Annotated in this window: 12 protein-coding genes and 1 pseudogene; 12 read left to right on the plus strand and 1 reads right to left on the minus strand. The window is 41.3% G+C overall.

Annotated features, from left to right (window positions below):
- Positions 1-3: 3 nt before the first annotated feature.
- Positions 4-2,043, minus strand: a complete 2,040-nt coding sequence (gene metG / locus KQP79_RS10785) for a methionine--tRNA ligase (RefSeq protein ID WP_004311141.1) — start codon at positions 2,041-2,043, stop codon at positions 4-6.
- 897 nt (positions 2,044-2,940) lie between these two features.
- Between metG and KQP79_RS10790 the strand changes: the two genes are divergently transcribed.
- The 12 genes and pseudogenes from KQP79_RS10790 to KQP79_RS10845 all read left to right on the plus strand — a co-directional run bounded on the left by KQP79_RS10790 (position 2,941) and on the right by KQP79_RS10845 (position 22,831).
- Positions 2,941-5,001 carry an acetate--CoA ligase family protein gene (locus tag KQP79_RS10790; protein WP_004311142.1) on the plus strand — a complete coding sequence of 687 codons (2,061 nt, stop codon included), beginning with the start codon at positions 2,941-2,943 and terminating at the stop codon, positions 4,999-5,001.
- 130 nt (positions 5,002-5,131) lie between these two features.
- A complete protein-coding gene (locus KQP79_RS10795; RefSeq protein WP_004311143.1) occupies positions 5,132-6,139 on the plus strand; it encodes a family 43 glycosylhydrolase in 1,008 nt (335 codons plus the stop codon).
- A gap of 39 nt (positions 6,140-6,178) precedes the next feature.
- The gene (locus KQP79_RS10800; protein WP_004311144.1) at positions 6,179-7,474 is read left to right on the plus strand and encodes a Gfo/Idh/MocA family oxidoreductase; all 1,296 of its coding nucleotides are present in this window, start codon (positions 6,179-6,181) and stop codon (positions 7,472-7,474) included.
- Positions 7,471-7,713: a hypothetical protein gene (locus KQP79_RS10805; RefSeq protein ID WP_008646559.1), complete on the plus strand. Its 243-nt coding sequence runs from the start codon at positions 7,471-7,473 to the stop codon at positions 7,711-7,713. The genes KQP79_RS10800 and KQP79_RS10805 overlap by 4 nt, the downstream gene beginning before the upstream one ends.
- A 26-nt stretch (positions 7,714-7,739) precedes the next feature.
- Entirely contained in the window at positions 7,740-9,158 is a 1,419-nt protein-coding gene (locus KQP79_RS10810) for a Gfo/Idh/MocA family oxidoreductase (RefSeq protein WP_004311145.1), read from the plus strand.
- A 62-nt stretch (positions 9,159-9,220) separates the two neighbouring features.
- Entirely contained in the window at positions 9,221-10,570 is a 1,350-nt protein-coding gene (locus KQP79_RS10815; RefSeq protein ID WP_032852408.1) for a DUF1080 domain-containing protein, read from the plus strand.
- A gap of 143 nt (positions 10,571-10,713) precedes the next feature.
- Positions 10,714-11,532, plus strand: a complete 819-nt coding sequence (locus tag KQP79_RS10820; RefSeq protein ID WP_061448432.1) for an FAD:protein FMN transferase — start codon at positions 10,714-10,716, stop codon at positions 11,530-11,532.
- Between the two features lie 226 nt (positions 11,533-11,758).
- Positions 11,759-12,136, plus strand: a pseudogene (locus tag KQP79_RS10825) (acetate--CoA ligase family protein); the annotation flags it as partial.
- 97 nt (positions 12,137-12,233) lie between these two features.
- Positions 12,234-16,262 carry a two-component regulator propeller domain-containing protein gene (locus KQP79_RS10830; protein ID WP_004311149.1) on the plus strand — a complete coding sequence of 1,343 codons (4,029 nt, stop codon included), beginning with the start codon at positions 12,234-12,236 and terminating at the stop codon, positions 16,260-16,262.
- Between the two features lie 92 nt (positions 16,263-16,354).
- On the plus strand, positions 16,355-18,364 hold the full coding sequence (locus tag KQP79_RS10835; RefSeq protein ID WP_004311150.1) for a hypothetical protein: 2,010 nt from the start codon (positions 16,355-16,357) through the stop codon (positions 18,362-18,364).
- Positions 18,365-18,550: 186 nt separating this feature from the next.
- Positions 18,551-20,560 carry a glycosyl hydrolase family 95 catalytic domain-containing protein gene (locus tag KQP79_RS10840; RefSeq protein WP_004311151.1) on the plus strand — a complete coding sequence of 670 codons (2,010 nt, stop codon included), beginning with the start codon at positions 18,551-18,553 and terminating at the stop codon, positions 20,558-20,560.
- Between the two features lie 240 nt (positions 20,561-20,800).
- Positions 20,801-22,831 (plus strand): hypothetical protein, encoded by a 2,031-nt coding sequence (locus KQP79_RS10845; protein WP_004311152.1) that lies wholly within the window; start codon positions 20,801-20,803, stop codon positions 22,829-22,831.
- The last annotated feature ends 124 nt before the right edge of the window (positions 22,832-22,955 follow it).

Consider the following 22,955-nt stretch of genomic DNA (forward strand, 5'->3'; position numbering starts at 1 on the left):
TTATTATTTTACTTCGCTGCCCGGCTTCACCTCACGTCCCGGCATAATAACTGCCAGACTGCCGTCGTTGTTTTCGGCACTTAGAATCATGCCTTCGCTGACGATACCTTTCAGTTTGCGCGGAGCAAGGTTGGCGATGAAGCAAACCTGTTTGCCTACCAGCTCTTCCGGTTGATAATGCTTGGCAATACCTGATACGATGGTACGTGTCTCCAGTCCGTCATCGATTTTGAATTGCAGCAATTTATCCGCTTTCGGTACTTTCTGACATTCAAGAATGGTACCTACACGGATATCCAGTTTCGTGAAGTCGTCGAATTCGATGTTCGGGCGGATAGGATTAGCTTTGTAGTTGGCTTCTTCATTTGCCTTCTTTGTATCGAGCAGCTTTTGTACCTGTGCTTCGATAGTAGCGTCTTCGATCTTCTCGAACAATAACTCCGGTTTGTTTAACTGATGGCCTACAGGAAGCAGGTTATCTTTTCCCAGTTCAGACCATTCGAAAGTATCCATGTTCAGCATTTTGCGGAGTTTTTCCGAGCTGAACGGCAAGAATGGGTCGAAGGCGATGGCAAGGTTGGCAACCAGTTGCAGGGAAATGTTGAGGATGGTTCCTACACGTTCCATATCTGTCTTAGCCAGTTTCCACGGTTCGGTGTCGGCCAGGTATTTGTTTCCGATACGTGCCAGATTCATGGCCTCTTTCTGTGCATCGCGGAATTTGAATACGTCGAGCAGTTTTTCTACTTCTGCTTTCACGTCTGCGAATTCTTTCAGCGTTTCCTTGTCGTAGTCGGTTAAGCTGCCCTGTGCGGGTACGCGACCGTCGAAGTATTTTTGAGTCAGCACCATTGCACGGTTTACGAAGTTGCCGTATACGGCTACCAGTTCGTTGTTATTGCGTGCTTGGAAGTCTTTCCAAGTGAAGTCGTTGTCTTTCGTTTCCGGTGCGTTGGCGGTCAGTACGTAGCGGAGTACGTCTTGCTTTCCGGGGAAATCAGCCAGATATTCGTGCAACCATACGGCCCAATTGCGGGAAGTAGAGATCTTGTCTCCTTCGAGGTTGAGGAATTCGTTGCTCGGCACATTGTCCGGCAGGATATAGCTGCCTTCTGCTTTCAGCATGGCAGGGAATACGATGCAATGGAATACGATATTATCTTTTCCGATGAAGTGAATCAGACGCGTTTCTGGATCTTTCCACCATGTTTCCCAGCTGTCGGGAAGAAGTTCTTTGGTGTTGGAGATGTATCCGATCGGAGCGTCAAACCATACATAGAGCACTTTTCCTTCTGCTCCTTCTATGGGAACAGGGATACCCCAATCAAGGTCACGGCTCACGGCACGTGGTTGCAGACCCATGTCGAGCCAGCTTTTGCATTGACCGTATACGTTCGGACGCCATTCTTTGTGATCTTCCAGAATCCATTTGCGCAGCCATGCTTCGTGTTTGTCGAGAGGAAGATACCAGTGTTTGGTTTCTTTCATTACCGGTTTGCTACCGCTGATGGCGCTTTTCGGGTTGATAAGATCTGTAGGAGAAAGTGAGGTTCCGCACTTTTCGCATTGGTCGCCGTAAGCGCCTTCCGAATGGCAGTGAGGACATTCTCCGGTGATATAACGGTCGGCAAGGAATGTTTTTGCTTCCTCGTCGTAATATTGTTCGGATGTTTTTTCGATGAATTCTCCTTTATTGTATAATGTTTTGAAGAAATCCGAAGCCAGTTGGTGATGCGTCGGTGAAGTGGTGCGACTATACACGTCGAATGAGATACCGAACTCTTTGAATGATTCCTTAATCAGCGAATGATAACGGTCTACTACATCCTGTGGAGTAATTCCTTCTTTCTTGGCACGGATGGTGATAGGCACTCCGTGTTCGTCCGAACCTCCGATGAATAATACATCTTCTTTTTTCAGACGCAGATAGCGTACATAGATATCTGCCGGCACGTATACACCCGCCAGGTGACCGATATGGACAGGACCGTTCGCATACGGCAGTGCCGATGTGACGGTGGTTCTTTTGAATTTCTTTTCCATTATATAGTGTGATTTTTGTTGTTTTCAACTTTGCAATGTGCAAAGATAATGACTTTTCACCACAGATTACACGGATTAACACAGATTTTTCATTCTCATAGTCGGGGGTGTCTCATAAGAATGATGTAAATTTGATAGCTATTCTAACATAAAGCTATTTACTGATATGTTGGATTTATTCTCGCATGTTCTGTTTTTAAGATTAAAACAAAATATTAGTATCTAAACTTCGTCCTAATAAAATAAATAATGTATAAGGTATTGTAAGAATATGCAGAAATAACTATATAAATTTGAATATAAATAAGTAAATATGTATAATTATTGGCAGAATTGAACACCGTTCCTTTTAAAGGAAGCTTCTGTTGCTTTTAAAGGAACGATTCATTGGTTAGAGAGAAACATGTCTTTGCTTTTAAACAAAGAGATAAAAGTTTTTTTTAGGTACAAATTTTCTTCTGGTTGCTCCTGAAATAGTGAGATACTAATAGTGTTAATTTGAAATGTGGAATTGAGATAATTGATCCTTTTTTATATATAGTCTTTTTGAGCTATTAATTTAATTCGTTTTAATCTCTATTTCGTGTGAATTTGAAATTTACAAATGGTCTTTCTTTCCCTTTCTTGATACATCTTGGTCTTTGTGGCGTATATTTCAGATTCTTTATTAGTTTTATATCCGTTTTTTCTGCATAAAAATAATTTCATCCCTGATGATCAGAATTTCATGAAGAGATGACGGCTTCATTTTTCAAAAAGTTAGTATAACCTATTTGTAATCTTAATCTTTTTCTTTTTTACAGTTTGTTTCTATATACAATTCTTCCCTTTTTCTTTCTTTTTTCTCATAAGAAAGGATATATTTGTACCTAAGTTAAACGAAAACCAAAGCATGATATGATAACAACCCAGTTGCTTCGTCCTGAAAGCATTGTTGTAGTAGGGGCATCGAATAATGTACATAAGCCGGGTGGCGCAATATTAAAGAATTTGATAAATGGAGGTTATCGGGGAGAACTTCGGGCGGTGAATCCGAAGGAGAAGGAAGTACAGGGAGTTCCTGCTTTTGCGGATGTGAGCGACCTGCCGGATACGGATCTGGCAGTGTTGGCTATACCTGCTGTAATGTGTCCCGATATTGTGGAAACATTGGCCAGCAAGAAGCAAACCAGGGCATTTATCATACTTTCTGCAGGTTTTGGTGAAGAAACCCACGAAGGAGCACTGTTGGAAGAGCGTATTCTGGAAACAGTCAATAAATACGGAGCCTCATTGATTGGTCCTAATTGCATCGGATTGATGAACACATGGCATCATAGCGTGTTCAGCCAGCCAATTCCCAATTTAAATCTGAAAGGGGTGGACTTGATTTCCAGCTCCGGTGCTACGGCGGTATTTATTCTCGAAAGTGCCGTTACAAAAGGTTTGCAGTTCAATTCAGTCTGGTCGGTGGGAAATGCCAAGCAGATTGGCGTAGAAGATGTATTGCAATTTATGGATGAGAACTTCGATCCCGAAAAGGACTCTCATCTGAAACTGCTTTATATTGAAAGTATTCAGAATCCGGACAGGTTGTTATTCCATGCTTCGTCTTTGATTAGAAAAGGATGTAAGATTGCGGCAATCAAAGCCGGAAGTTCGGAGAGCGGAAGCCGGGCGGCGTCTTCCCATACAGGCGCAATCGCCAGTTCCGATTCGGCAGTGGAAGCATTGTTCCGTAAAGCGGGGATTGTACGTTGTTTCTCTCGTGAAGAATTGACTACTGTAGGTTGTGTGTTTACTCTGCCCGAATTGAAAGGGAAGAATTTTGCTATTATCACCCATGCCGGAGGTCCGGGAGTGATGCTGACAGACGCCTTGAGTAAAGGCGGACTGAATGTTCCTAAACTGGAAGGAGAAATAGCCGAAGAACTAAAAGCCCGACTGTTCCCCGGTGCTGCCGTTGGGAATCCTATTGATATTCTGGCTACCGGAACACCGGAGCATCTGCGTCTTTGCATCGACTACTGCGAGGAGAAACTCGACAGTATAGACGCCATGATGGCCATCTTCGGAACTCCGGGATTGGTTACCATGTTTGAAATGTATGACGTGCTTCACGAGAAGATGCAAACTTGCAAGAAACCGATTTTCCCTATACTTCCTTCGATTAATACAGCCGGAGCGGAGGTTGCCGCCTTCCTGGCAAAAGGACACGTGAATTTTGCAGATGAAGTGACCCTGGGTACTGCCCTTTCCCGCATTGTCAATGTTCCTAAACCTGCAGTTCCTGAAATAGAACTGTTCGGAGTAGACGTTCCGAGGATTCGTCGCATTATCGATTCTATTCCGGAGAATGGTTATATTGCTCCCAATTACGTACAAGCATTACTGCATGCTGCCGGTATTCCGCTGGTAGATGAGTTTGTTTCTGATAATAAAGAGGAGATAGTAGCCTTTGCACGTCGGTGCGGATTCCCGGTAGTTGCCAAAGTCGTTGGTCCTGTGCATAAATCGGATGTCGGTGGTGTAGTTCTGAACATCAAAAGCGAGCAACATCTGGCACTGGAATTCGATCGTATGATGCAGATTCCTGATGCAAGGGCAATTATGGTACAGCCGATGCTGAAAGGTACGGAACTGTTTATCGGTGCAAAGTATGAAGAGAAGTTCGGTCATGTGGTACTTTGCGGTTTGGGAGGTATTTTTGTGGAGGTGCTGAAAGATGTGTCTTCCGGTCTGGCTCCGCTTTCCTACGAAGAAGCTTACTCAATGATTCATTCGCTGCGTGCCTATAAAATCATTCAGGGAACGCGGGGACAAAAAGGAGTCAACGAAGATAAGTTTGCTGAAATTATTGTTCGTTTGTCCACCTTACTACGCTTCGCCATAGAAATCAAAGAAATGGATATAAATCCGCTTTTAGCTACGCAAAAAGCCGTTATAGCAGTCGATGCACGTATCAGGATAGAAAAATAGGACTATTCTCCGTCTTATTTTGCTAAGTGTTTCCAAAAACAATTTGGAGTGCTTCCAAAAGATTTTGTAAGTTAATATTAATTTAGAGCTATAAAGATAAGGTAAAAAGGAACCTTAAAAGAATGATTTAATGAAAAAGTATGTAAATTTGTTCGTTTTCGTTTTCATGGTAGGTGCTTGTTTTTCACAGGGGAAAGCACAGACAAAATCTGCAGTGAGCTATAAGAATCCGGTTGTAGATATTGCTATGCCCGACCCTACGGTGATTAAGGCTGCGGATGGTTATTTTTATATGTATGCTACCGAATCTACCAGAAACGTTCCGATCATGAAGTCGAAAGACTTGGTGCAATGGACTTATTGCAACACGGCATTCACAAATAAAACTCGTCCCAGATTTGAACCCAAAGCCGGAATTTGGGCACCTGACATTAATTATATCAATAATAAATATGTGCTTTATTATGCGATGTCGGTGTGGGGAGGAGAACAGACGTGCGGAATTGGAGTAGCTACGGCCGACTCTCCACAAGGACCTTTTACAGATCATGGTAAGATGTTCCGTAGTAATGAGATCGGTGTACAGAACTCGATTGATCCCAGCTTCCTGCAATATGAAGGGAGAAACTATCTGGTTTGGGGCAGCTTCCGGGGAATATATGTTATTGAGCTGACTGAAGATGGTCTGTCATTGAAGCCGGGAGCGGAAAAAAAGAGAATAGCAGGAACTGCTTTTGAAGCTGCCTATATTCATAAGCACGGCGATTATTATTATATGTTTGCCTCTATCGGAAGTTGTTGCGAGGGGATTAGGAGTACTTATAAAGTTGTAGTGGGCCGCTCTAAAAAAGTCTGGGGACCCTACAAAGATAAGTCGGGCAAACCGATGTTGAAGAATGGTTATTCTTTGGTGATAGGTGCGAATGATCATTTTGTAGGCAATGGGCACGGTTCGCAGATTATCCGGGATGATGCCGGACAAGACTGGCTTCTGTATCATGGTTTTTCAAGATCGATCCCGGAGAACGGACGTATTCTGTTGCTGGACCAAATCAAATGGGATAAAGAAGGATGGCCTTATGTAGAAGGAGAATCTCCTTCTTACGAAACACAAAAAGCACCTGTATTTAATAACTGATTTTCAAATAAACTAATTATAATCTTAAATACCACAAGCATGAAACATACCCCTATTAGCAGGCGGGATTTTCTAAAGAATTTAGGCATAGCCGGGGCTGGCACTCTTCTTGCAGCAAGCCCTTGGCTTTCTGCTTTTTCGGAGGTGACGAACACCTCAAACGAAAAGTGCCGTCTGGCAATAATCGGTCCTGGTTCCCGGGGACGTTTTTTAATGGGATTTCTGGCTAAGAACCCCAAAGTCGAGATCGTAGCATTGTGCGACATTTATAAACCGTCTATCGAGAGCGCATTGGAACTTGTGCCTAATGCCAAAGTGTATGGTGACTACCGGGAAGTGCTGGAAGATAAGTCGATAGATGCCATACTCGTAGCTACCCCTCTTAGTTCGCATTGTAAAATCGTCTTGGATGCTTTCGACGCAGGAAAGCATGTATTTTGTGAGAAGTCGATAGGTTTTACGATGGAAGAGTGTTACCGTATGTATCAGAAACATCGTAGCACGGGAAAGATTTTCTTCACTGGTCAACAACGTTTGTTCGACCCTCGTTACATCAAAGCGATGGAGATGATTCATGCGGGTACCTTTGGTGAAATAAATGCAATCCGTACCTTTTGGAACCGGAATGGCGATTGGAGACGCTCGGTACCTTCACCCAATCTGGAACGCCTGATAAACTGGCGTCTTTACAAGGAATTCTCGAAGGGACTGATGACGGAACTCGCTTGCCACCAGCTTCAGATCGGAAGTTGGGCTTTGCGTAAGATTCCCGAGAAGGTGATGGGGCATGGTGCCATTACTTATTGGAAGGATGGCAGGGATGTGTATGATAATGTGAGTTGTGTATATGTCTTTGATGATGGGGTGAAGATGACGTTCGACTCCGTTATATCCAATAAATTCTATGGACTGGAAGAACAGATCATGGGTAACCTTGGTACGGTAGAACCGGAAAAGGGAAAATATTACTTTGAGAATGTGGCTCCTGCACCGGCTTTCCTGCAGATGGTGAATGATTGGGAAAACAAAGTTTTCGATTCTCTTCCTTTTGCCGGAACGAGTTGGGCTCCGGAAACTGCAAATGAGAACACTGGAGAGTTCATTATTGGAGAACGTCCTAAGAGTGACGGTACGTCCTTGTTGCTGGAAGCGTTCGTTGAAGCCGTCATAACACAAAAACAACCGGAAAGAATAGCGGAAGAAGGATACTATGCAAGTATGCTTTGTTTGCTGGGACATCAGGCACTGGAGGAAGAGCGGATGCTCTACTTCCCCGATGAATATAAAATAGATTATCTGAACCATCAATCTGTAAAAACACCCGAAGCAGTATGAAAGACACGATTGTAACCGCACGACGAAAGAAAATAGAGTTAATTACTTTACTCGTTTGTTTCGTAGTATCCAATTTGATACACCTCTATGCAATTATAGCTTATCATGCGCCATTTACGGAGATGATAACTTCTATTTTTTATATCATCATATTTACTTTTGTGCTTTATGCTTTTTGGGGGATTTTGCGTCTCTTGTTTAATGGGCTACGGGCATTGTTTACTCGTTCACGAACTTAATCAATATCAATGAAAATAAATAACTTATGGTAACACGAAGAGATTTTCTGAAAACGATGTCAATGGCTTCTGCCGGATTGGCGTTGGGGGCAGGTGACTTACTGCATGCTCAAACGATTTCACCCAAGAAAGGAAGAGGTGACAAGGTAAAGATAGCCTATATCGGCATTGGTAACCGCGGTGAACAGATTATTGAAGATTTTGCGCGGACAGGTATGGTAGAAGTGGTAGCGTTATGTGATGTGGACATGGGTGCCAAACATACGCAAAAGATTATGGCTAAATATCCGAAGGCAAAACAGTTTAGAGATTTCCGCCAGATGTTTGATAAAGCCGGTAATGAGTTTGATGCTGTGGCGATTGCTACTCCCGACCATTCACATTTCCCGATCAGTATGCTGGCATTGGCATCCGGAAAACATGTATATGTAGAAAAACCGCTGGCCCGTACTTTCTATGAAGCGGAATTGTTGATGCAAGCTGCGCTTAAACGTCCTAACTTGGTTACCCAGGTAGGAAATCAGGGACATTCTGAAGCAAACTATTTCCAGTTTAAAGCTTGGATGGATGCGGGAATTATCAAAGACGTAACTGCTATCACTGCCCACATGAATAACCCGCGCCGTTGGCATAAATGGGACACTAATATCTATAAACTTCCTTCGGGACAGCAACTGCCGAAAGATATGGACTGGGATACCTGGCTCGGAGTTACCCCTTATCACGAATATAATAAAGATTATCATTTAGGACAATGGCGTTGCTGGTATGATTTTGGTATGGGTGCATTGGGCGACTGGGGGGCGCATATCCTCGATACGGCTCACGAGTTTCTGGAACTGGGATTGCCTTATGAAGTTACCATGCAATACGCAAATGGTCATAATGATTATTTCTTCCCTTATTCTTCCACGATTCTCTTCCGCTTCCCGCAACGTAAAGGGATGCCACCGGTAGACATTACTTGGTATGACGGTCTGGATAATCTTCCTCCTATTCCTGCCGGTTATGGAGTATCGGGACTGGACCCGAACATTCCTGCGACAAATCAGGGAGATACTCCTGCGGCTAAATTGAATCCGGGAAAGATTATCTATACGAAAGATTTAATCTTTAAAGGGGGGAGTCATGGAAGCACTTTGTCTATTATTCCGGAAGAGAAAGCGAAAGAGATGGCTGGCAAATTACCGAAGGTTCCTAAAAGTCCTTCCAATCACTTCGAAAACTTCTTATTGGCATGTAACGGTATTGAAAAGACGCGCTCACCGTTCGAAATCAACGGTGTTTTGAGTCAGGTGTTCTCACTGGGTGTAATGGCTCAACGGCTTAATACACAGCTATTCTTTGACAGCCGCACGAAACAGATTACAAATAATGAATTTGCTAATGCAATGTTGGCGGGACTTCCGCCGCGTAAAGGTTGGGATGAATTTTATAAATTATAAATAGAAACAGCTTTTTCCATTCCTTTCTTTAGGAGAAGGGGATGGAGAAGGACCAATAAATAATCATGAAAAATATTGTATTAACTTTACTTTTATTTTGTGCCGCTTCGTTGGGCGCACAAAACTGGGAACCTCTTTTCAACGGGAAAAACCTGAAAGGATGGAAGAAATTGAATGGCAAAGCCGAGTATAAAATTGTAGATGGCGCTATTGTCGGTGTATCTAAGATGGGAACTCCCAATACATTCCTGGCAACGACAAAGAATTATGGTGACTTTATCCTTGAATTTGATTTCAAGATAGATGATGGTTTAAATTCCGGCGTACAGCTTCGCAGTGAAAGCAAGAAGGATTATAAGAAAGGCCGCGTACACGGTTATCAGTTTGAGATTGATCCTTCGAAGCGCGCTTGGTCGGGTGGCATTTATGATGAGGCACGTAGAAACTGGCTTTATCCTTTGACACTGAATCCGTCGGCAAAAACCGCTTTTAAGAATAACGCATGGAATAAAGCCCGTATTGAAGCTGTTGGTAATTCGATCCGTACCTGGATAAACGGAGTTCCTTGTGCTAATATCTGGGATGATATGACTCCTGTAGGTTTCATTGCTTTGCAAGTGCACGCTATTGGAAATGCGGCTGATGAAGGAAAAACAGTTCGTTGGAAGGATATCCGTATTTGTACGACGGATGTAGAACGCTATCAGACACCGGAAGCGCAAGCTGCACCGGAAGTGAATCTGATTGCCAACACGATTTCTCCGAGCGAAGCAAAAGAAGGCTGGGCTCTATTATGGGATGGTAAGACTACTGACGGATGGAGAGGCGCTAAACTTTCTACTTTCCCTGCAAAAGGCTGGAAGATAGAAAATGGTATTTTGAAAGTAATGAAGAGTGGTGGAGCTGAATCTGCAAATGGTGGTGATATTGTGACTACCCGTAAATACAAGAACTTTATTCTGAAAGTAGACTTCAAGATTACTGAAGGTGCAAATAGCGGAGTTAAATATTTTGTGAATCCGGGGCTGAATAAAGGGGAAGGCTCTGCTATCGGTTGCGAATTCCAGATTCTTGACGATGACAAGCATCCTGATGCAAAACTGGGTGTGAAAGGCAACAGAAAGCTGGGCTCGTTGTATGACCTGATTCCGGCTCCTAAAGATAAACCATTCAACAAGAAAGAATTCAATACTGCTACTATCATTGTAAAAGGCAATCATGTAGAACATTGGCTGAACGGAGTTAAGCTGATTGAGTATGATCGTAACAATGATATGTGGAATGCATTGGTAGCATACAGTAAATATAAAAACTGGCCTAATTTCGGAAATCCGGAGGAAGGTAATATACTTCTTCAGGACCACGGAGATGAAGTATGGTTCAAGAACGTGAAGATTAAAGAACTGAAATAGTTCCGTTTTCTAGTTATTAGGAGATACGTCAAAACTCCTTTATGATTTTTATTCAGGCACGGATTACACGGGTTTCACGGTTACTCTAATGAAATAAAAACCGCGTAATCTGTGTAATCCGTGCCTAATTTGTGTTTTATACGATGCAGACCACTATTCAACATCTATACAAACCGTCAAATGATGGTAACTCCTTGTTTTATGCCTGGTTCCTTTCCATGCATACACGGGTGGATATTATCTTATGCAGCCGGAAACCGGAAGGGGAGTTGCTGCTTGTGGTCAATCGTATTTATGATGCATTGTGTCGGCTGGAAAAGATGGCGAACTTTTATGATCCGGCCAGCGAATTGTCTATTCTCAACCGGACAGCCTCTGTTTCTCCCGTTGTTCTTAGCGAAGAACTTTATTCAATGATCGATTTATGTCTGGAATATAATGGTAGGACTTTGGGATGCTTCGATATCACAGTTCATTCGGAAAATTACAATCAGAACACTGTACATTCAGTACATTTATCTGCCGGAGATCGTAGTGTCGCTTTTTCACAGCCGGGAGTAACTATCAATTTGTCCGGCTTTCTCAAGGGATATGCTTTGGAAACAATCAGAGGTATATTGAATGAGGCTCTGATAGAAAATGCATTGATAAATATGGGAAACAGTTCTATTCTTGCTTTGGGTAATCATCCGGTAGGTTCGGGATGGAAAATTAATGATATACTTCTTCACAACGAATGCCTTACAACCTCCGGCAATGACTCTCCCAGCCGTCGGCACATTGTTTCTCCCCAAAATGGAAAATTGGTGGAGGGCGTCAAACAAATTGCTGTAGTAACAACTAACGGATCAATAGGGGAAATCTTGTCTACCAGTTTATTTGCTGCTGACAGCGAACAGCGTAAGGCTTTGCTGGCTGAATCTTCTTCTGTATTAAACCGTTTTTTCTTTATTGGTTACTAGGTATTTTTTTAGGGCGTGTGGTATTGCTTGATAGAGTTTACTGGGATGATAAAGCTTGGCCTAATCTTTTGGGTAACGGTTCAGCTGTAAAGACTGAAACAGATAGGTAAAAAGAATGTGAGGTATGTTAAAAAAAACTTTCATTATGGAATTTTTGATATACCTTTTTCATTATTCGGAATTTATTTTGTCTTTGTAGGAACATTATCGTCTATGCCGAAGGTGCGGGGTAGACATTTTGAGGATTCGTCGCATTATTGATTCTATTCCGGAGAATGGTTATATTGCTTCCAATTACGTACAAGCATTACTGCATGCTGCCGGTACTCCGCTGGTAGATGAGTTTGTTTCCGATAATAAAGAGGAGCTAGTAGCTTTCGTTCGTCGGTGCAGATTTCTGATTCATTCACTGCGTGCTTATATAATTATTCAGGGAACACGTGGACAAAAGAGAGTCAAAGAAGATAAATTTGCTGAAACTATTGTTCGTTTGTCCGCCTTGCTACATTTCGCTACAGAAATCAAAGAAATGGATATAAATCCGTTTTTAGCTGCGCAAAGAGCCGTTATAACAGTTGATGCGTGTATCCGAATAGAAAAATAGGACTATTCTTTCATTCATTGAGACATATTTACTATCTTTCCGCTATGATTTTGCCTACATTTGGTAACTCAAAACGAAAGGATAGAAAACACATAGTATGAAGAAAACCCTGACTCTTTTAATCTGTCTTATTTGTTATCAGATACTCTGTCACGCTCAAGTGGCAGACGAACACTATTATTTCAAAAATCTAAGTGTACAGAATGGATTATCGCAGAATACAGTAAATACAATTTTACAGGATAAGCAGGGCTTTATGTGGTTCGGCACCAAGGATGGACTGAACAGATATGACGGTCTGTCATTCCGTAAATTTAAGCATGATGACCGTAGTCAGCGGAGCATAGGCAATAATTTCATCACGGCACTTTACGAGGATGAAAAAGGAAGTATCTGGGTGGGTACGGACGTAGGGCTTTATATCTATTATCCGGAAAAAGATTCTTTCGAGCATTTTACCAAACAAAGTGTAGAGAATACAAGGATAGAACATACTGTGACGGCTATCTCCGGAGATAATCAGGGGTGTGTCTGGATGGCAGTGGAATCACAGGGATTGTTCTGTTATAATCTGGAAAAAGGAGAGCTTCAGAACTATACCTTACAGAACTTCTCCTTTCTTACCACCAATGTTGAGACTTTTGCTTTTGACAATAGCGGAACCCTTTGGATCGGCTGTTATGGCGATGGACTTTTCTATTCGAAAGACCGTCTGAAAACTCTCCATCCTTATTTATCGCCTGTGAATAACAAGGAAATTTATGCGAACGACGTAGTGACCTGTATTGTAAAAGGTGCATACAACTGCTTGTATATAAGTTCTTTAAAAGGAGGAGTGAAAGAATTGAATCTGACTTCAAACAAATTGCATGATTTACTTTTCGAAGATGAATCCGGGGAGTCTGTTTTCTGTCGTGAACTGTTGGTTGCTTCTGACAATGAACTATGGATTGGTGCAGAGTCGGGACTTTATATCTATAATCTCCGGCTAGGTAAGTACGTTCATTTGCGCAGTTCGATTAATGATCCTTATTCTTTATCCGATAATGCCATTTATTCATTGTGTAAAGATCGTGAGGGTGGCATTTGGATTGGCTCTTACTTCGGCGGTATAAACTACTATCCTCGTTTTTATACGAACTTCGAGAAATATTATCCGAAAGGAATAGAGAATGGCCTGCACGGGAAACGAGTGCGTGAGTTCTGTCAAGATAACCAGGGAATTCTATGGATTGGTACGGAAGATGGTGGCTTGAATCGTTTTAATCCTAAAACCAAGACTTTTTCTTTCTTTACGCCAAGTAATGCTTTTACAAATGTTCACGGACTGTGCCTGGTTGATGATAATCTTTGGGTGGGAACTTTCTCGAAAGGAGTAAAAGTGGTGGATACTCGTACAGGAGCTATTGTGAAAACCTATCAGAAGACAGACTCGCCCCGTTCATTGATAGATAATAGCGTTTTCTCCATTTGCCGAACGACGACGGGGGATATTTATCTGGGTACTTTATTCGGTTTGTTGCGCTACAACAGACAATCTGATGATTTTGACCGGATACCGGAACTGAATGCCCGGTTTGTATATGATATAAAAGAAGATTCGGGAGGAAACCTCTGGCTGGCCACTTACGCAAACGGTGCTTACTGTTATAATGTAAGTGAGAAGAAATGGAAGAATTATTTGCATAATGAAAATAATCCGAAAAGCCTTCCTTATGATAAAGTGGTAAGTATCTTCGAAGATTCTCACCGACAAGTTTGGTTGACAACTCAAGGTGGAGGGTTCTGTTTGTTTCATCCGGAAACGGAAACCTTTACCAGCTATAATCTGGCAGACGGATTGCCAAATGATGTCGTTTATCAGATTGTGGAAGATAAAGATGGACTTTTCTGGCTGACAACGAATAATGGTCTCGTATGTTTCCAACCTACTACCGGAGCAATGAAAGTATATACTACCTCCAATGGTTTGCTGGGCGATCAGTTTAATTACCACTCCAGCCTGGAGACGGAAGATGGTACGATTTATCTGGGAAGTATCGACGGCTTTATCGCTTTCAATCCGAAGACCTTTTCAGAGAATAGGTCGCTCCCATCTATTGTGATTACGGATTTCCTATTGTTTGGCAAAGAAGTGTATGTCGGTGAACCGGGATCTCCATTGGAAAAGAGTATCACTTTCTCTGATGAACTTATTCTTCAGTCTAGTCAGAACTCTTTCTCTTTCCGGGTAACAGCATTGGACTTTCAAGCTCCAAGAATGAGTAAAATCATGTATAAATTGGATGGTTTTGATGCGGATTGGCTGACAATTGGCGAAAGCCCTATTGTTACTTATTCCAATCTGCGATATGGCAATTATACATTCAAAGTGAAGGTTTCTAATAGTGATGGAGTATGGAATGAAAATGGAATATCATTAAAAGTACATATTCTTCCTCCTTTCTATCTTTCTGTTTGGGCTTATTTTGTATATGCTTTGTTGATTATAGGTTGTTCTTTGTATGTAATTATATATTTCAAGAGGCGTAGTAACAACAAGCATCGCAGGCAGATGGAGAAGTTTGAGCAGGAGAAAGAACGTGAAGTTTATCATGCAAAGATTGACTTTTTTACGAATGTAGCTCATGAAATACGTACACCGTTGACATTGATTAAAGGTCCGTTGGAAAATATCATACTGAAAAAACAAGTGGATGCTGAAACCCGTGAAGACTTGAACGTCATGAAACAGAACACGGAACGATTACTCAATCTGACCAATCAGCTACTTGACTTCCGCAAGACGGAAAGCCAGGGATTCCGGTTGAACTTTGCAAAATGCAATATAACAGAGGTCTTGAAGGAAACTCATGTACGTTTCACTTCTCTTGCAAAACAGAAAGGGTTGGAATTTACCTTACAGGTACCAGAAAAAGATTTCTATGCCCATGTTAATCAGGAAGCATTTACGAAGATCATCAGCAACTTGTTGAACAATGGAATGAAATATGCCGAGAGTTATGTACATGTAATGCTGGAAATACCCGAAACTGATGATGATAATCTATTCCGTATTCGCACAGTAAACGATGGAGTAATCATTCCTGATGAAATGAAAGAGGAGATTTTTAAACCTTTTGTTCGTTTCAATGAGCAAGAGGATGGAAAGGTGACTACTGGCACTGGAATCGGTTTGGCACTCTCTCGCTCGTTGGCTGAATTACATCAGGGAACTTTGGCTATGGAGACAGGAGAAGAAAGTAACATTTTCTGTCTGACTTTACCGGTCGTTCAGGATATGACAATCACTTTAACCCCAGAGGCGGAGGTGGAAATTGATAGGGTAAACGAAATCCCTGCCGAACAGGCGGGAAGGAAAGATAACCGTCCCACTGTGCTGGTAGTAGAAGATAATCCTGATATGCTTACTTTTGTTGTTCGTCAATTGTCGAGAGATTATACAGTGTTGACAGCTACTAATGGTGCAGAAGCATTGAAGGTGCTTGATGGTAACTATGTGAATCTGGTGATAAGTGATGTTGTGATGCCCGTGATGGATGGTTTCGAATTGTGTAAGACGATTAAGTCGGATTTGAATTACAGCCATATTCCGGTTATCCTGCTGACTGCCAAGACCAATATACAATCAAAGATAGAGGGGATGGAACTGGGAGCAGATGCTTATATTGAAAAACCTTTCTCTGTAGAATATCTACAAGCGTGTGCTTCTAACCTTATTCAGAATAGAGAGAAACTGCGTCAAGCTTTTGCGGAGTCTCCTTTTATAGCTGCTAATACAATGGCTTTAACAAAAGCTGATGAGGAATTTATCAAAAGGTTGAACGAAGTAATTCAGATTAATTATGCCAATCCTGAATTTAGCATGGATGACATGGCAGATAACCTGAATATGAGCAGGTCTAACTTTTATCGGAAAATAAAGGGAGTGTTGGATTTGAGTCCGAATGAGTTCTTACGCCTGGAGCGTTTGAAAAAGGCAGCTCAATTGTTGAAAGAGGGAGAAAACCGGGTGAATGAAATCTGCTACATGGTGGGATTTAATTCTCCGTCTTACTTTGCTAAATGTTTCCAAAAGCAATTTGGGGTATTGCCTAAGGATTTTGTTAATTCGAAAGAAGAGTAGATTATATATAGAGTTGTATTTCACTCTATATCATCTGTTATATTGAGGATTTATAATTTATAAGTGTGAAAATTTTAATAATACGATAAGATATGATGACCAGACAAAAGACTTTGTGGTTTACACTATTACTAATTGGATTGTATACCAGTTTTCTGAATGCCAGTGAGATAACGAGATGGGTGATTACTTCACCTGACAGTATTTGCTGGAGAGTGAATGGTGTGCATAATGACCATATTGAAATGAGTGGACTGAAAGTTTCAACAGTATTGCGCTATGGTGTTAATGAAGCTGGTGAATGGGTGATTGACCGGAATATGGTTTTACCTACTTTTCGTACTATCCCTAATGATACCCATGGTAGTTTGCAGCATCATTTTAATGGAGACTGGGCACATTTATGCCTTGTAAATGGCCAGCCGTTAGTAGGTGAAAAGGTAGAGACTGTATCGCTGAATGGAATTATGACTGTAAAGAGTGTATATGCTACTAGAGGGATTTCGTTGACACGTACACTTTTTCCTTCCACGTCACAACCGGCCTTCTGTGAGAAATATGAGTTGGAGAATACGACAGATCACCCACAGACAGTTCAGCTCCCATCGACCACTCTTTCTTATTATACTGATGAGGCAAAAGGAGTGGAAGGCAGTTATACATTAACGGCTACCCTTTCTTCTCCGGTAAAAGATGGTACTTATCTACTGAAAGCCGGAGAAAAGGCCTGGTTTCAGGTAATCTATGCAGGATATAAGAAACATGATCAGGAGTTGGCGTTGGATGTTAATAATGAACTTCTGGCACGTCGGAGATTTTTGAGTCAGATACAGGGTAACCTTGTGTTAGAGACTCCGAGTGACGTAATCAATACTATGTTTTCTTTTGCCAAGATACGTGGTTCGGAAAGCATATTTGATACTAAAGGCGGATATATGCAGAGCCCAGGTGGAGAAGCTTATTACGCTGCTGTTTGGGCGAATGATCAGGCCGAATATATCAATCCATTTTTTCCATATTTAGGTTATCAAGCCGGAAACCGTTCGGCTATGGATTCATTCGGGTTGTTTATGCGCTATATGAATGATGAGTATAAACCTTTACCTTCATCTATAATTGCAGAAGGGATTGATTGTTTTGGTGTTGCGGGTGATCGTGGTGATGTAGCAATGGTTGGCTATGGCGCAGCACGTTATGCTTTGGCATCCGGTAATTGTAATGAGGCTGAAAAATTGTGGCCGCTGATTGAATGGTGTCTGGAATATTGTCATCGCCAGCTGAATGCGGATGGGGTGGTAAAATCTGATTCTGATGAACTTGAAAATCGTTTTCCTGCCGGAAAAGCCAATCTATGTACATCTTCATTATATTATGATGCCTTGGTTTCAGCTGCTTATTTGGGAAAGGCACTGAAAAAAGAACATAAACAGATAAAGTCTTATCAGGATAGGGCTGCTGAACTTTATAAGAATATTGATGCATATTTTGCCCGTAATGTAGAGGGGTATGACACCTATCGTTATTATGATGGTAATACAGTGCTGCGTTCATGGATTTGCATTCCTCTGACTATGGGTATTTATGATCAGGCGAAAGGTACTGTGGAGGCTCTATTCTCTGATAAACTGTGGATGGAGAATGGGTTGTTAACTCAATCGGGTACTTCTACTTATTGGGATCGTTCTACACTCTATGCTTTCCGGGGGGCTTACTCTTGTGGTGCCAGAGATATAGCTACTGAATATTTGGATAAATACTCTGCTACTCGTTTGTTGGGTGATCATGTTCCTTACGCAGTGGAAGCGTGGCCGGAGGGAAACCAAAGGCATTTATCCACAGAAAGTGCTTTGTATTGTCGCATTATGACCGAGGGGTTGTTCGGTATCCGTCCCATTGCATTGGATGCTTTTATGATGACACCGCAGCTACCGGAAAGTTGGAATACGATGTCATTGAAACGTATCTGTGCATTTGGTTCCATATTCGATATTGAGGTGAAGCGCGATAAAGATGACAAACTGTTGGTTCTGATAAAAAAGGATCATAAGATTGTAAAAAGAAGTAAGATTACGAATGGAAAACCGATTGAAGTACGTATTTAAATAAGATAAAATAATCTGTCTTTTGATTTAAGCCAATTTTGGTAACAAAATTGGCTTAAATATTATTTTTAGTACGCTTTTGGTTTATTTGTCACATCATTTGGTCAGGTTATTTCCTAATGATTGGCAGATACGCCCTATTTTTGTGTCGGATGTCATTAACAAATTAAATATCTTATTTTTTATATGAGAAATCTATTTATCGTATTTTATTGTCTGGTATCAGCTCTTACTATTAAGGCAAATGGACAGGATAGTTTGTGGAAGATACAGACAACTGATTATCACGGAACTTATTACGGGGCAACAGTTGCCAATGGGGGGATTGGTATCCTGCCGTGGAAAGAACCGTTTTCTATTCGCCATGTCATGCTAAACCATGTTTTTGATTCTGCTACTCCTCAAGATGTGAGTCGTGTTTTACGAGGAATCAATCCATTCAATTTGCAGATGCAAATTAATGGACAGACTGTAAATGGTGATAATATTTCGAGATGGGAACAGTGTATAGATATGAAAGAGGCTACCCATAATACGCACTTCACTTGTGATGGAAAAGCGGATGTATCTTATAGCATCTGTGCTCTAAGAAATTTACCTTATGCAGGACTGGTTCGTGTGGAGGTTGTGGCACTGGGGGATATGTATTTGACAGTGTCAAATCCTATTGAGATACCTGATGAGTATAAAAACATAGGTTCGAAACTGGTCAATGTGAATGTTAATGGGAATGATATAAAAATAGTGCGTACTTGGGCTTTATCAAAATACCGCGAACAAAAAGTTTCAGCTTCTTCCGCATTTATTTATGATAAGAATTCCAGTGTGCAGCAACAATATAATGGGAGTGGTCAGATTTCTATTTCATTAAAGAAAGGAGAGAAATTCTTTTTTACTTTATTAGGTGCTGTTTGTACCGGACGTGATTTTATAGATCCATACAATGAGTCAGACCGTGAAGTGATTTATGGTGCGAAAGAGGGATTGACGCGTCTGATGGATGGGCATCGGAAACTCTGGAACGAGATGTGGAAAGGTGATATTGTGATTGAGGGGGATGATGAAGCACAGCGTACTGTGCGTTTTGCACTTTATAATCTGTATTCCAATGCACGCAAAGGAAGTCGGTTGAGTATACCTCCTTTTGGACTTTCTTCACAGGGATATAATGGGCATATTTTCTGGGATACCGAATTTTGGATGTATCCGCCTATGCTCTTTATGAATCAGGGCATTGCACGAACAATGATGGATTATCGTACAGATAGGCTGGAAGCTGCTTGCCAGAAAGCATTAAGTTATGGATATGATGGGGCTATGTTTCCTTGGGAAAGTGATGATGCAGGAGAAGAAGCGTGTCCGACTTGGGCGTTGACTGGTCCTTTTGAACATCATATCACAGCTGATATCGCCATTGCGGCCTGGAATTATTACTGTATGAGTGGCGATCAGCGATGGTTGCGTGAAGAAGGATTCCCTTTAATGGAGAAAGTGGCAGAATTTTGGGTAAGTCGTGTAGAAAAGAATGACGATGGTTCTTATTCGATTCGTAATGTGGTTTGTGCCGATGAATACGCAGAGGGTGATGATAATGCCTTCACGAACGGTACTGTTATACGCGCATTACAGGATGCTGCTAAAGCTGCTTCCATATGTGGGCTTAAAGCTCCAGTAATTTGGAAGGAAATAGCAGCAAAGTTGCGCATCCCCAAATTTGAAAATGGAGTGACTATGGAGTATGATGGTTATAATGGACAGGTTATCAAGCAGGCGGATGCTAATTTACTGGTATATCCATTGAACCTGATTACCCGTCCGGAAGAAATTCGTAAGGATTTGGAGTATTATGAGGGAAAGATTGACAAAGGAGGCCCCGCAATGTCATTCTCTGTATTGGCTTTGCAATATGCACGCCTTGGTGAAGGGGATAAGGCTTATGAATTATTTGTGCAAAGCTTCCGTCCCAACCAGCTACCTCCGTTCGGTGTACTTTCTGAAGGTGCAGGAGGTACTAATCCTTATTTCTCAACTGGTGCGGGAGGACTTTTGCAGGCTGTAATCAATGGCTTTTGTGGTTTGGAAATTACAGATAGCGGTATTAAACAATTGCCTTCGAAATTGCCAGGACATTGGAAGAAGTTGGTAGTTAAAGGAGTCGGACCGGATGGTAAAACATATGTCCGGCTTCAGAAATGAGTTCAATTTTTTCGGTTGCGTAAATAAGAGTCAGAAGATGTATACTTTGGGAGGGAAATTGAGACTGGAATTTCATTTATTGACCTGTTTTTAATATCCTAAGCTGGTAGAATTCCATACTTTTGTTGCGTATCACACAGGCTACAAAATATTAGCTGTTGCTCAAGTTTGAAAATGAATTATTAGTGTATTAACAGAACCAGTATTTATTTTATTACTGATTCATTTAATTGAATTTACATGAATTTAAAATGCTTATTTTGTGGAATACTTATTGGGTTATATGTTGAGGCTGTTGAAGCCGTCAATTATACTCCAGAAAAGATTTCAGCATCTATTTCCTTAAAAGTACCGGGAAATGAATCGGAAAAATACTCGCTGGATATGCGGCAGTTGAAGAATGACTGTTCATCTTATCTGTTGGAACCTTCCAAAGGTATTCCGATGGTAATAACTCAGAGAATGGAGGATATGAATGGTAAGTTACGTATCAATGTCAGTCTAACTGCATTAGAGGATGTTTATTTTAATTTTAGCGAGCAGTTGTCAACCGGTTTTAATCATGATGATTGCCAGTTCTATATGCCGGGGTTCTGGTATCGTCGCAATCTGCGATCTCCTAAGGAAGCACCTTCATTTCATACATCAGACAGCTGGTTGGTGCGTGAGGATAGATTGAGTGCTCCTCTTACAGGTATTTATTCAGAAAAGGAAAAAAGCTTTGTGACGGTGAGTCGTATAGACAATTTTGCTAATGAGGTTTTGTCTACTCATCGAGAGGGAGAAATCATTCTTTCAGGTAAAACTTCAATAGGTTTTACTGGATTCGAAAATCAGAATGGAGTGGCAACACTTTCTTTCGGTTTTCCTTACCGTGAAGCACCTAAAAGCTATATTCGAAAATTAACATTGGCTCCGGCGGTAGAGGCTTTTCAGTCTCTGAGAAAAGGAGAAACAATGTTACTGACATGGGAGATCTTGGAGAATAAAGCTGATGATTATTCTGATTTTATTCGGAATGCGTGGGAGTATAGCTATGACACTTATGCTCCGGTTCCGGTTGATACTCCTTATTCTATTGAGGATATGAAAGAAGTTATGAGCCGTTTTTTTGTGAATAGTCTGGTGACTGGTAATTCGTTGACTTTTAATTCGGGTATTCATTTGCGGACTGCTGATTGTCAGAGTAACGGTCAGGCAGAAGTTGGTTTTATTGGCCGTGTACTCCTTAATGCATTCAATGCTTGGGAATATAGTTGGCAATGTGGCAGAGAAGATCTGAAAGAAAACAGTATGAAAGTATTCGATAGTTATTTGAAGAATGGCTTTACCCAGGCTGGTTTCTTTAAAGAATCGGTAAACTTTGATAGAGGGTATGAAGATCCTGTACATAGTATTCGTCGTCAATCAGAAGGAGTTTATGCTATGCTTCATTTTCTTGCTTATGAAAGGGAGAATGGCCGTCGTCATCCTGAATGGGAACAAAAGATGAAAAATATGCTCGATATACTTCTGCAGTTGCAACATGAAGATGGCAGTTTCCCCCGTAAATTCCACGATGATTTTACAATAGTCGATAATAGTGGAGGAAGTACACCCTCGGCCACTTTACCTTTAATAATGGGATATAAATATTTTAAGGATAAACGTTATTTAGCTAGTGCTAAAAGGACAGCAGATTATTTGGAGAAAGTCTTGATATCTAAAGCTGACTATTTTTCATCTACTCTCGATGCCAATTGTGAAGATAAAGAGGCTTCTCTTTATGCTGCTACGGCAACTTATTATCTTTCGTTGATAACGAAAGGAGATGAGCATCGTCATTATGCCGACCTGACAAGAAAGGCTGCTTATTTTGCATTGTCATGGTATTATGTATGGGACGTTCCTTTTGCTCAAGGTCAGATGTTGGGTGATATCGGTCTAAAAACTCGTGGTTGGGGTAATGTTTCTGTAGAAAATAACCATATTGATGTGTTTGTTTTTGAATTTGCTTCGGTACTGCAATGGTTGTCAAAGGAATATAAGGAGCCACGTTTTGCCCATTTCGCGGAGGTGATTTCTACTTCCATGCGCCAATTGTTACCTCATGAAGGGCATCTATGTGGAATTGCCAAATCCGGTTTTTATCCGGAAGTCGTTCAACATACCAACTGGGATTATGGCAAAAATGGGAAAGGGTATTATAACGATATCTTCGCACCGGGATGGACAGTCGCTTCTTTGTGGGAGTTATTGACTCCGGGGCGTGCGGAACATTTCTTAAAATGACAGAAATAGGTCAGAAGATATCTCAATTATATTTTAATTTCATTTTGAACGATTTTTTTTAATTATTGGTCTATCTATTTTATTACATTTTGTATTAGTTGTCTACTTTTGCTCTCACTCAATA

The organism is Bacteroides sp. DH3716P, assembly GCF_025914115.1.
Lineage (GTDB): Bacteria > Bacteroidota > Bacteroidia > Bacteroidales > Bacteroidaceae > Bacteroides > Bacteroides ovatus.